Origin of the sequence: Micromonospora wenchangensis (assembly GCF_002210435.1) — a bacterium.
GTDB lineage: Bacteria > Actinomycetota > Actinomycetes > Mycobacteriales > Micromonosporaceae > Micromonospora > Micromonospora wenchangensis.
The window spans coordinates 21,141-32,845 of record NZ_MZMV01000071.1; the positions used below are offsets into that span (position 1 = coordinate 21,141).

Sequence of the window (11,705 nt, forward strand, 5' to 3'; positions counted from 1 at the left end):
GGCGTCAGCGCCCGAACGGCAGGTCACCGTCCGAGGGGAGACGCAGTGCGAGGAAGAAGTCGACCCGGTCCTCGAAACGGGTCAGGTCGCGCCCGGTGAGTTGCTCGATCCGGCCAATCCGGTAACGCAGCGTGTTGACGTGGACGTGCAGAAGGGCGGCGCAGCGGCTCCACGACCCCGACGAGGCCAGGAAGACACTCAACGTCCGTAGCAGGTCGGCGTGGTGCGCCCGGTCGTACTCCACCAGCGGGCCGAGCAGTCTGTCCCGGAACGAGCGGCGCGTGTCCGCCGGCACCCCGGCCAGCAACAGCAGGTGGGAGGTGAGCTCACCGGCGTGGACCACGGTCGCCGGCTCGGGGCGGGCGATCGCGGTCCGCAGGGCGTGCCGGGCCTCCGCGACGGCGCCGGTGAGCGCCTCGGCCCCGTTGACCAGGGCGCTGACGCCGACCGCGAGCCGGCCGGCACCGATTCCCGGGCCCAGCACGGCCACCGCGGCACGGATCGTGTCGAGCACACCGGCCACCCGCTCGGGCGGGACGGCCAGCACGGCGAGCACGGCCTCCGGTATGGCGTGACCGGTCACCACGGTGGGCTCCCCGGCCGGTCGGACGATCTCGTCGCAGACCGCCACCGCCAGTTCCGGTGGTGTGCTCAGACTGGTGAAGCTGACGGCCGCCGCCAGGAACATCGCGTCGGGCTTCAGCCCGCACGCCCGCAGCCGCCCGCCCAGGTCACCCGGTCCGCCCCGGCCGGCAAGTGCCGCGCCCACCTGGTCGGCGAGCCGCCGCTCGATCCGTACCGCCTCGTCCACCTGCACCCGTTCCATCGCCACCAGGCTGGTCAGCTCGGCGGCGACGTCGGGTGGGACCGGTGGGGCGGCGCGGTCGCCGGCCTCCGGCGGGGTACCGCGATCGGGGGCGTCCGGGGGCGCGTCGCGGGCGGCGTAGGCGAGCAGCCAGGACGCGAGCCGGTGCGCGGGCCGACCGGGCACACCGACCACGTCCAACCGGCGGCCGTCCACGGTCACCCGGGCCGGCAGCCGTCCGGCCGAGACGAACGCCGTCGCCAGCTCGCCGAGGGCGCCCGCCCGCAGCGCAGCGGTGCCCACCACGAGCCGCCCGGTCGGTGTCAGCACCCAGCAGTCCACCCCGAGGTCGGCCGCGACCGGTTGGATCAGGTCGACCAGCCGAGCGCCGGCCGCCATCGCGGCGACCAGGCCCCGGTGCCGACCCAGCACGGTGGCGAGGCCGGTGGACCGGTGCGCCCACAGCGACGGCGTGACCTCGTCGATGACGTCGCGGAACGATATCTCGACCGGCACCTCGAACAGCGGCATGCGGTGCCGGCGGCACGCCTCCACCAGGTCCTCGGGCACTGAACCGAAAGCCGCGTCGCCCGCGCCGATCGCGGTCACCCCGGCGGCGGCGCAGGCCGCGACGAACGCCTCCGAGTCGGCTGGCTCACGTCGCCACATCAAGCCGGTCAGCACGATCTCCCCGCCGGCCAGGTAGCGGCGCGGGTCGGGCAGGTCGGTCACGAAGACCCGGCTTACCGGGCGCTCCAGGTCGCCGTCGCCAACCAGCAGCGTCAGCCGTAGTCGCGGCGTGGCCAGTGTGTCGCGCAACAGCATCCCCCGCTGCCGCCCTCCGCGTCGGTGGTCGCGTTCGTTTGGAGAAACCTACGGAAAACCTACGGCGGGCATGTTTCGGATTCGGTTTCCTCGCCGGTTCACCGGGCGTCGCCAGGCTGTTGTACTTCTCCACAACCGAGGGAGAGGTGATGGACATCGATCCGGTCGACGAGGCCCTCGCCAGGTTCAACGCCCTTGCCGCAGCCGACGCCGAGCGCGACATGTTGGCCTGCTGCCCGGCACCGGCCTGGGCGCGAGAGATGGTCGCCGCGCGGCCGTACCCCGATCTCGACGCGCTGCTGGCGGTGGCCGACGCCGGGCTGCGGCGTCTGGCCTGGACGGAGGTCGCGCAGGCGATCGCCGCCCATCCCCGGATCGGGGAACGCCCCGACGGCTCGACCCGGGAGTCTGCGTGGTCGCGGCGCGAGCAGGCGGGCGTCGCCGGTTCCGACGCCGCGGCCCGCAAGGCGATGGCCGCGGCGAACCGGGCGTACGAGGAGCGGTTCGGGCACCCCTTCCTGGTCTGTGCCAGCGGGCGGGGCCAGTCGGAACTGCTCGCCGCCGCCCAGGCCCGGCTGGCGAACGACGACAAGACCGAACGGCGCGTGGTGCAGGACGAACTGCGCAAGATCGCCCTGCTTCGGCTCGACAGGCTGCTGAGATGACGGACCGATTCGCCGGCGTCTCCACTCACGTCCTCGACACAGGACGCGGGGCACCCGCCCCGGACGTCCCGGTGCGGATCGAGCGACGCGACGCCGAGGGCTGGACCCGGCTGGCGGATGGCCGCACCGACAACGACGGCCGGCTGCGTGACTGGGTGCCGGCCGGCGACTGGCGGGCCGGCGACTACCGGCTGCTGTTCCTGGTCGAGGCGCACCTCGGCGACCCGGCGTTCTTCCCGGAAATCACCGTCGCCTTCCGGGTCCAGGACCCGGACCGGCACCACCACGTGCCGTTGCTGCTCAACCGCTACGGCTACACCACCTACCGGGGGAGTTGAGCGTGACCATCGTGCTCGGGGCGAACCAGTACGGCAAGGCCGAGACGCGGCTGGTGCGGGTGGACCGCGGCGGCCCGCAGCACGAACTGCGGGACCTCACCGTCACCGTGGCGCTCGCCGGTGACCTTGCGGCCACCCACCTGACCGGAGACAACAGCCAGGTCCTGCCGACCGACTCGCAGAAGAACACCGTGTACGCCTTCGCCAGGCAGCACGGTGTGGACCAGATCGAGGACTTCGGACTGGTGCTCGCCCAGCACTTCGTCTCCTCCCAGGCCGCGATCGACCGGGCCCGCGTCGACCTGTCCGAGCACACCTGGCACCGTCTCGGTCCGCACTCCTTCCAGCGGGCCGGCAGCGAGACGCGCACCGCCACCGTCACCGTCACCGGCTCGGCGGCCGTGGTGGAGTCCGGCCTGACCGGGCTGGTGCTGCTCAACTCGACCGACTCCGAGTTCACCGGGTACGTCCGCGACCGGTACACGACGCTGCCGCAGACGCGGGACCGGATCCTGGCCACCGAGGTGAACGCCCGCTGGCGGCACCGTGGCGTCGACGGCGAGTGGGCCGGTTCGTACGCCGGGGTCCGGGCCGCGCTCGTCGCGGCGTTCATCGAGACCTACAGCCTGTCGCTGCAACAGACGCTCTACGCGATGGGCCGGCGGGTGCTACAGGACCGTCCGGAGATCGCCGAGGTGCACCTGGCGTTGCCCAACAAGCATCACCTGCCGGTGGACCTCACGCCCTTCGGGCTGGACAACCCGGGTGAGGTGTTCGTCGCCACCGACCGGCCGTACGGGCTGATCGAGGGCACGGTCACCCGGGCGGAGCCGGGGGCGCGGTGATGGACTTCCTGTCGCCGGCCACCTGGGCGGAGGCGCTCGCCGCGAAGGCCGCGAACCCCGACGCGCTCCCGATCGCCGGGGGCACCGACGTGATGGTCGAGCTGAACTTCGACCGCCGACGGCCGTCCGCCCTGCTCGATCTGACCCGGATCGGCGAGCTGACCGAGTGGGGCACCGACGGTGATCTGCTGCGGATCGGGTCGGGGGTGACCTACGCGCGGATCATCACGGAACTCGCCCACCGGCTGCCGGGGCTGGCGATGGCCGCCCGGACGGTGGGGTCACCGCAGATCCGCAACCGGGGCACGGTCGGCGGGAACCTGGGCTCCGCGTCGCCGGCGGGCGACGCCCTTCCGCCGCTGCTCGCGGCCGGTGCCCTGGTCGAGCTGGCCTCCACGCGCGGCGTGCGCCGGCTTCCGGTGGCCGAGTTCTTCACCGGGCCGAAGCGCACCGTTCGGGCACCGGACGAGCTGATCGCGGCGTTCCTGGTGCCGTCGCACCGCGGGCCGCACCAGTTCGCCAAGATCGGCTCCCGCAACGCCATGGTGATCGCGGTGTGCTCGTTCGCGCTCGCGCTGCGCCCGGTCACCGGCGAGGTCGGCACGGGCATCGGATCTGCCGGGCCGACCCCGCTGCGCGCGGCGCAGGCCGAACGGCTGCTCGCCGACGAGTTGCCGTGGCGGACGGCCGCGGTGCTGCCCGAGGCCGTCGTGGGCCGCTTCGGTGAGCTGGTGGCCGGTGCCGCCGCCCCGATCGACGACATCCGCGGCACCGCCGCCTACCGCCGGCACGCGCTGTCCGTGCTGGCCCGCCGCACGCTGCGGTGGGCGTGGGAGGAATACCGGAGGGAGGGGCCATGAGGGTCAGCTGCCGTGTCAACGGCGAGCAGCGGGAGGCCGATGGGGTGTGGCCGGGAGAGAGCCTGCTCTACCTGCTGCGCGAGCGGCTCGGCCTGCCCGGCGCGAAGAACGCCTGCGAACAGGGAGAGTGCGGGTCCTGCACGGTCTACCTCGATGGCCTGCCGGTGTGCGCGTGTCTGGTGGCGGGTGGCCAGGCGCAGGGGCGCGAGGTGGTGGCGGTGGAGGGACTCACCGGCCCGGACGGTGGGCTCGACCGCGTGCAGCACGCCTTCCTGCAGGCCGGGGCCGTCCAGTGTGGCTTCTGTACTCCCGGCCTGATCGTCGCGGTGCACGACCTGCTGGCCCGGGTGTCCACACCGACCGACGCCGACATCCGTGAGGCGCTCGCCGGCAACCTGTGCCGCTGTACGGGCTACGAGAAGATCATGGACGCGGTCCGGTCGGCCGCCGCGATGCCGCCCTCGACGGCCGCCGCGTGTCCGGCGTCCCGTCCGGGCGGTCCGCGATGATCGTCATCGAGGGTTGCGCGATCGTCACCGTCGACGGCGACGGCACGGAGTACACCGACGGGCATCTGGTGATCGACGACGGGCGGATCGTGGCGGTGGGCTCCGACGCCGCCCGCACCGCCGACGAGCCGGTCCAGCGCATCGACGGCACCGGCTGTCTCGCCACCCCGGGCTTGGTCAACACGCATCACCACCTCTACCAGTGGGCGACCCGGGGGCTGGCCCAGCAGGAGAACCTCTTCGGCTGGCTGACCGAGCTGTACCCGCTCTGGGCCGGCCTGGACGCGAACCTGGTGGCCGCCACCACCGGCGCCGGACTCGGCTGGTTGGCGTTGTCCGGCTGCACCACCAGCACCGACCACCACTACGTCCACCCCACCGGCGGGGGAGACCTGATGGCCGCCCAGGTCGAGGCGGCCGGTGAGGTCGGGCTGCGCTTCCACCCGTGCCGGGGCTCGATGGACCTCGGCCGGTCGCGGGGCGGCCTGCCCCCCGACCACGTCGTCGAGGACACCGACGCCGCGCTGGCCGGCACCGAGGACGCGATCGACCGCTTCCACGATCCCGCCGACGACGCCATGGTCCGGATCGCCGTCGCGCCCTGCTCGCCGTTCTCGGTCACCACCACCCTGATGACCGAGGCCGCCGACCTGGCCCGGCGCAAGGGGGTACGGCTGCACACCCACCTCGCCGAGACGGTCGAGGAAGCGCAGTACTGCCAGCGGGTCCACGGCTGCGATCCGGTCGAGTACGCCGAGAGTCTGGGCTGGCTCGGCGACGACGTCTGGCTGGCGCACGCCGTGCACCTCGACGCCGCCGCGGTCGCCCGGCTCGCCGCCACCGGCACCGGTGTCGCCCACTGCCCCAGCTCCAACGCCCGGCTCGGCGCGGGCCTGGCACCGGTCCGCGATCTGCTCGACGCGGGCGTCCCGGTCGGGCTCGGCGTGGACGGGCCGGCGTCGCAGGAGGCCAACCATCTCGGTGCCGAGCTGCGCCAGGCGCTCTACGCGGCCCGGCTGCGCGGTGGCCCGGCCGCGCTCGCCGCCCGCGAGGCACTCTCCCTGGCCACCATGGGTGGGGCCCGCTGCCTCGGCCGCTCCGGCGACATCGGCTCGATCGAGGTCGGCAAGTTGGCCGACATCGCCCTCTGGCGTCTCGACGGGCTCGGCCACGCCGGTATCGCCGACCCGGTCGCGGCGCTGGTGCTCGGGCCACCCGCCCCGCTTGAGCTGCTGCTGGTCGGCGGCCAGCCGGTGGTGGCGCGAGGTGAGCTACGCACGGTCGACGAGCGTGAGCTGGTGCGGCGGGCGGGCCGGGCGCAGCGCACCCTGATGCGGAGGGCGGACCGGTGACCACACCGATGACCGAGACGAGCAGGGGCGCGGTGACCGGCGGTGTCGGGGACAGCCCGGTGCGGCCCGACGGGACGCTGAAGGTCACCGGCCAGTTCGCCTTCTCCTCCGACCTCTCAGCCGACGGCATGCTGTGGGGGGCGACCCTGCGCAGCCCGTACGCGCGGGCCCGGATCCGTGGCATCGACCTGACCGCCGCGCTGGCGTTGCCCGGGGTACGGGCGGTGCTCACCGCAGCCGACGTGCCCGGGGCCGGCAGCTACGGCCTGGAGGTCGCCGACCAACCGGTGCTGGCCGCCGACGAGGTGAGCTACCAGGGCGAGCCGGTGGCCGTCGTCGCGGCCGATCATCCGGAGACCGCCCGCCGCGCCGCCGCCCGGATCGTCGTGGACTACGAGCCGCTGCCCCCGGTCACCGACGCGGAGGCCGCGCTCGCCGCCGGAGACATCTTCCGGCACGTGCCGGTGCGGCGCGGTGACGCCCACGCCACCGCCGAGGTAGTGGTCAGCGGCGTCTACCAGGTGGGCATGCAGGACCAGGCGTTCCTCGGACCGGAGTCGGGGCTCGCGATGCCCACCGTGGACGGCGGCGTCGACCTCTACATCGCCACCCAGTGGCTGCACGTCGACCAGCGGCAGGTGGCCTCCTGTCTCGGCCTGCCGGTCGACCGGGTGCGCCTGTACCTCGCCGGCGTCGGCGGGGCGTTCGGCGCCCGGGAGGACCTGTCGATGCAGGTGCACGCCTGCCTGCTGGCACTGCGCACCGGGCGGCCGGTCAAGATGGTGTACGGGCGGGAGGAGTCCTTCTTCGGCCATGTCCACCGGCATCCGGCGCTCATGCGGTACGAGCACGGTGCCGACCGCGACGGCCGGCTGGTCTACGTCAAGGCGCACATTGTGCTCGACGGCGGCGCTTACGCCTCCAGCACGCCGGCTGTCGTGGCGAACGCGGCGACGCTGGGCGTGGGCCCGTACGAGGTGCCCAACGTGGTGATGGACGCCTACGGGGCGCGCACGAACAATCCGCCGTGCGGCGCGATGCGCGGCTTCGGCGCGGTGCAGACCTGCTTCGGTTACGAGTCGCAGATGGACAAGCTCGCCGCCGCTCTCGGGCTCGATCCCGTCGAGATCCGGCGGCGCAACGCGATGACCACTGGCTCGGTCATGCCCACCGGGCAGGTGGTCGACGGGCCGGCGCCGGTCGCTCGGCTGCTGGAACTGGTGCGCGACCGCCCGGCACCGCTGGCGGCGAGCGGTGACCCGCGGGAGTGGCCGGGAGGGGTCGCCAACACCACTCACGGTGAGTCCGTGGTGCGGGGAGTGGGGTACGCGATCGGCATCAAGAACGTGTGCTTCTCGGAGGGATTCGACGACTACTCGACCGCGCGGGTTCGACTGGAGATGGTCGGTGGGGAACCGGTGGTGCTCGTGCACACGGCGGCCGCCGAGGTCGGCCAGGGCCTGGTGACCCTGCAGGCACAGATCGCCCGTACCGAGCTGGGCGTCGAGCGGGTCGTGGTCGCCGCCGCGGACACCACCGTCGGCAGCGCCGGCTCCTCGTCGGCCTCGCGGCAGTCGTACGTGACGGGGGGCGCCGTCCGGGCGGCCTGCCAGGCCGTCCGCGACGGTGTGCTGGCGCGGCTGGGCGCAAGAGCGGGTCCCGCCGACGGTCTGCGGCTGGCCGGCGGCATGGTCGTCACCGCGTCCGGCGTGGCCGTCGCGGATCTGGCGGAGGTGCTCGGCGACGATCCGGTGGAAGAGACCAGGCAGTGGCGGCACCGCCCCACCCATCCGCTCGATCCGCGGACCGGGCAGGGCGACGCCCACGTCCAGTACGCCTTCGCCGCGCACCGGGCCACCGTGGACGTGGACGTCGAGCTCGGCCTGGTGCGGGTCGTCGAGATCGCCACCGCCCAGGACGTCGGCAAGGCGATCAATCCGCAGGCCGTCCTCGGTCAGATCCACGGCGGCACCGCACAGGGGCTCGGGCTGGCGCTCATGGAGGAGCTGCGGGTCGTGGACGGGCTGGTCCGCAACCCGTCCTTCACCGACTATCTGATCCCCACCATCCTCGACGTGCCGCCGATGACGGTGGACGTGCTGGAGCTGGCCGATCCGCACGCGCCGTACGGGCTGCGGGGGGTCGGGGAACCTCCGACGATCTCGTCCACTCCGGCGGTGGTCGCCGCGATCCGAGCCGCGACCGGGCTGGCGCTGTCCCGCGTCCCGGTGCGCCCCGAATACCTCACCGGAGCCGTCTGATGGGCTACGACCTGGTGCTGCGGTCGCGGCGAGTGATCACGCCCGCCGGCGAGCGTCCCGCCGCGGTCTGCGTACGGGACGGGCGGATCGCGGCGGTCGAGGATTACCACGCGGTCGACGGCCAGGACCTCGGCGAGCTGGCCCTGCTGCCGGGCCTGGTGGACACGCACGTCCATGTCAACGAGCCGGGACGTACCGAGTGGGAGGGCTTCCGTAGCGCCACCCTGGCCGCCCTGGCCGGCGGGGTCACCACGATCATCGACATGCCCCTCAACTCGCTGCCGCCGACGGTGACGGTGGACGCGCTGCGGGTCAAACGGCGGGCCGCCGCCGGCCAGTGCCACGTCGATGTGGGCTTCTGGGGTGGCGCGGTGCCGGACCATCTCGCCGATCTGGCGGCCCTGTACGCGGCCGGGGTGTTCGGTTTCAAGGCGTTCCTGGTCGACTCGGGGGTTCCGGAGTTTCCCCCGCTCGATCCGGCCGGCCTACGGCAGGCACTGGCCGCCGTCGACGCCACCTTTCTCATCCACGCCGAGGACCCGGCCGAACTCAGGGTGGCGCCGAACTCCGTGCGTTACGCCGACTTCATGGCCTCGCGGCCGCCGGCCGCCGAGCGACGGGCGGTGGCCGGCGTGCTCGACGCCGCCCGCGCGACGGGTGCCCGGGTGCACATCCTGCACCTCTCCGCCGCCGAGACCCTGCCGCTGATCGCGCAGGCCCGCCGGGACGGGCTCCGGGTGACCGTCGAGACCTGCCCGCACTACCTGACGCTGATGGCGGAGGACGTGGCGGACGGGGCCACCCAGTTCAAGTGCTGCCCGCCGATCCGGGGGGCGGGCAACCGGGACGCGCTGTGGGCGGGGCTCGCCAGCGGCATCATCGACTGCGTCGTGTCCGACCATTCGCCGTGCACTCCGGAACTCAAGCATGCGGACGTGGGTGACTTCGCCACGGCCTGGGGCGGGATCGCCTCGCTGCAACTGGGCCTGCCGGTGGTCTGGACCGAGGCCCGCCGGCGTGGACACGAGCTGGCCGACCTCGTCCGGTGGATGGCCCGGCGTCCCGCCGAGATCGCCGGTCTCTCCGGCAAGGGCCGGATCGAGGCGGGCGCCACCGCCGACCTCGTGGCCTTCGACCCTGACACCACCTTTTCCGTGGACCCGGCGCTGCTGCGGCACCGGCACGCGGTGACCCCGTACGCCGGCCGGATGCTGGCCGGCGTGGTCCGTGGCACCTGGCTCGGCGGTCAACCGGTCGCCCCGAGCGGCCCGCCACGCGGACGGCTGCTGAGCCGCACGGGGGTCGGTGCATGACCGAAGGTGGTGAGGTCCGGCCGGCGTGGCTGATCTGGCCGGCCGGGATGGCGGCCATTCTGGCCTGGGCCCTCGGCCGGCTGACCGGGGCGGCGATCTTCGACCTGTTGGCCGTCGCTGCGGGCGCCTGGGCGGGTGGCTACCTGCTGACTGCCGCGGCCTGTGCGCACCTAGCCCGGACCGGTCGGCTGCCCAGCGGAGACGATCCCGAGCAGGGGTGATCGTGCCGGGCCGGCACCGGACCGAGGGCCGGGCTCAGTCGGAGAAGTGCGCCTTGAGGACCACCGCGTGTACGCCGACGGTACGGTCCACGACCTGTGACACCTCGAAGTTGGCGGCGGCGGACAGGTACGCGTAGGCCACCGCGCGGTCGACGCCCAAGTCGTCCTGGAGGAAGTCGAGTGCGTTGACGACGGCCCGGCGCAGGGCGACGTCCAGGCCGCCACTCCCGCTGCGCTGCGAGCCGTCCGGGTCGGACAGCCCGAGGGGCACCCAGGCGTCCGGAGTCTCCACGAACGGATAGTGGAACGCCACCGACGGAGCATCGCCCGAGCCGCGTTTGCAGACGGTGAGCCGGAAGGTGCCGCGCAACGATCCCTCCAGCGCGGTGAGCGCGACCTCGCCACCACCCATGGACAGGTGCGGGTCGCCGACGTAGAACAGTGCCCCCTCGGAGAAGACCGGCAGGAAGAAGGTGGCGCCGACACCGAGCAGGTTGATGTCGATGTTGCCGCCGCCGAGGGTGGGCGGAATCGAGTTGAGGGCGGGCGCGTTCAGCTCGGTGGACGTGGCGAACGCGACTCCCATCGCCCCCGTGAACGGGGCCAGCGGGAAGGCGATCCGGCCGGAGCGGCCGCGCGGCAACACTCCGGTCAACCCTCCCTGAGGGTCCTGGCGCACGGGCGTGAAGACGGAGACGTTTCCGTACCCGCGGGGCTCGCCGGCGCCCCGGCCGTCGGTCGCCACCGGTGGCATGATCTCTGCTTCGGTGATGCCGGCCGGGACGGCTCCGCCGCCGAGCCGGGGCAGCGCACCCTTCCCGTGCCGGTTGGACACGACCCCGTACGGCACCCGCGGCAGCATGGACAGCATCTCGACCTTGAGCACGTCGCCCGGTTCCGCGCCGTCCACGTGGATCGGACCGGTGATGACGTGCGGTCCATCCACGTCGAAGTCGCGGCTGGTCCGGCTGTAGTCGCGGGCGATCGCGACGGAGTCGTCGAGCACCTGGTCGCGCGGCACGCCATGGCCGGCGAAGTAGGCCACGGGGTCGCGCCCCTGGTCCTCGAGAATGCCCTCGTGTGACACCGTGTCGATGGTGACGGTTTCACCGGAGCGCATCCGTAACACGGGTGAACTGCCGACAGCCGGAACGTATCCCCACCGGACCTGGTCGGGCAGCGAACGCAGATAGTGCGTTCCGTGGATGGGGCCGACCCCGGGTTGCAGGATCTGCCGAGGGATGTCGGTGGGCGGCCTTGAGGACCGCGACCGCTGCCCCGTGGGTGTGGTGCCGGCACCGGCCACCGTTGCTCCTCGTGCCTGCCTAGTCGCGCTCGGCGGTTTGTCGCTCCGCTGTCCTCCCAGTTCCTACCGGTGGCGGATGTCAGCCGTGGTACGAACCTGCTTCCGGGCGGTTACCCGACATCTCGCGGATCTGCGCCCCGAACTGTCCAGAGAGAGGCGGGAATGTGGCGTTCTCCGTGTTTGACCCCAGAGCCGGATGACGGCCGGGTACTGGTCGCCGAACTCGGCGGCGAACGCCTCGAAACGGGCCTTTGCAGGCGTCACGGTGGGGGCGGTGTAGATCTCCCTCAGGGCGATCGCAGTGGGCTGGCGGAGTTCATCCGTAACCGGCGGGAGGCATTGCAGCCGGAGGACGTCGGACTGCCCCGTGGGCAGCGCCGCCGGACGAACGGGCTACGCCGTGAG

The 11,705-nt window shown here is 73.1% G+C and carries 11 protein-coding genes; 9 read left to right on the forward strand and 2 right to left on the reverse strand.

What is annotated here, in order from left to right; translation table 11 throughout:
* Positions 1 to 4: 4 nt before the first annotated feature.
* The gene (locus B5D80_RS28150; RefSeq protein ID WP_088646965.1) at positions 5 to 1,630 is read right to left on the reverse strand and encodes a PucR family transcriptional regulator; all 1,626 of its coding nucleotides are present in this window, start codon (positions 1,628 to 1,630) and stop codon (positions 5 to 7) included.
* A gap of 149 nt (positions 1,631 to 1,779) precedes the next feature.
* Here B5D80_RS28150 and uraD point away from each other — a divergent pair, with 149 nt between their 5' ends.
* Genes uraD through B5D80_RS28195 form a run of 9 tightly spaced genes read left to right on the forward strand, consistent with a single transcriptional unit; the run spans position 1,780 to position 9,994 of the window.
* A complete protein-coding gene (uraD, locus tag B5D80_RS28155; protein WP_088646966.1) occupies positions 1,780 to 2,295 on the forward strand; it encodes a 2-oxo-4-hydroxy-4-carboxy-5-ureidoimidazoline decarboxylase in 516 nt (171 codons plus the stop codon).
* Positions 2,292 to 2,633, forward strand: coding sequence for a hydroxyisourate hydrolase (gene uraH / locus B5D80_RS28160; protein WP_088646967.1), 342 nt, complete (start codon positions 2,292 to 2,294; stop codon positions 2,631 to 2,633). The genes uraD and uraH overlap by 4 nt, the downstream gene beginning before the upstream one ends.
* A gap of 2 nt (positions 2,634 to 2,635) precedes the next feature.
* Positions 2,636 to 3,478, forward strand: coding sequence for a factor-independent urate hydroxylase (gene pucL, locus B5D80_RS28165; RefSeq protein ID WP_088646968.1), 843 nt, complete (start codon positions 2,636 to 2,638; stop codon positions 3,476 to 3,478).
* Positions 3,478 to 4,338 carry an FAD binding domain-containing protein gene (locus B5D80_RS28170; protein ID WP_088646969.1) on the forward strand — a complete coding sequence of 287 codons (861 nt, stop codon included), beginning with the start codon at positions 3,478 to 3,480 and terminating at the stop codon, positions 4,336 to 4,338. Before pucL ends, B5D80_RS28170 begins: the two co-directional genes overlap by 1 nt.
* Complete coding sequence (locus B5D80_RS28175; protein ID WP_088646970.1) at positions 4,335 to 4,847, forward strand: (2Fe-2S)-binding protein; 513 nt, start codon at positions 4,335 to 4,337, stop codon at positions 4,845 to 4,847. Before B5D80_RS28170 ends, B5D80_RS28175 begins: the two co-directional genes overlap by 4 nt.
* Positions 4,844 to 6,199 carry an 8-oxoguanine deaminase gene (locus B5D80_RS28180; protein ID WP_088646980.1) on the forward strand — a complete coding sequence of 452 codons (1,356 nt, stop codon included), beginning with the start codon at positions 4,844 to 4,846 and terminating at the stop codon, positions 6,197 to 6,199. The genes B5D80_RS28175 and B5D80_RS28180 overlap by 4 nt, the downstream gene beginning before the upstream one ends.
* Complete coding sequence (pucD, locus tag B5D80_RS28185) at positions 6,196 to 8,460, forward strand: xanthine dehydrogenase subunit D (protein ID WP_245855035.1); 2,265 nt, start codon at positions 6,196 to 6,198, stop codon at positions 8,458 to 8,460. The genes B5D80_RS28180 and pucD overlap by 4 nt, the downstream gene beginning before the upstream one ends.
* Positions 8,460 to 9,773: an allantoinase AllB gene (gene allB, locus B5D80_RS28190; protein ID WP_211291684.1), complete on the forward strand. Its 1,314-nt coding sequence runs from the start codon at positions 8,460 to 8,462 to the stop codon at positions 9,771 to 9,773. Before pucD ends, allB begins: the two co-directional genes overlap by 1 nt.
* Positions 9,770 to 9,994 carry a hypothetical protein gene (locus tag B5D80_RS28195; RefSeq protein WP_088646971.1) on the forward strand — a complete coding sequence of 75 codons (225 nt, stop codon included), beginning with the start codon at positions 9,770 to 9,772 and terminating at the stop codon, positions 9,992 to 9,994. Before allB ends, B5D80_RS28195 begins: the two co-directional genes overlap by 4 nt.
* 34 nt (positions 9,995 to 10,028) lie before the next feature.
* Here B5D80_RS28195 and B5D80_RS28200 read toward each other — a convergent pair whose 3' ends face one another.
* A complete protein-coding gene (locus B5D80_RS28200) occupies positions 10,029 to 11,081 on the reverse strand; it encodes an acetamidase/formamidase family protein (RefSeq protein ID WP_245855036.1) in 1,053 nt (350 codons plus the stop codon).
* Positions 11,082 to 11,705 lie beyond the last annotated feature (624 nt).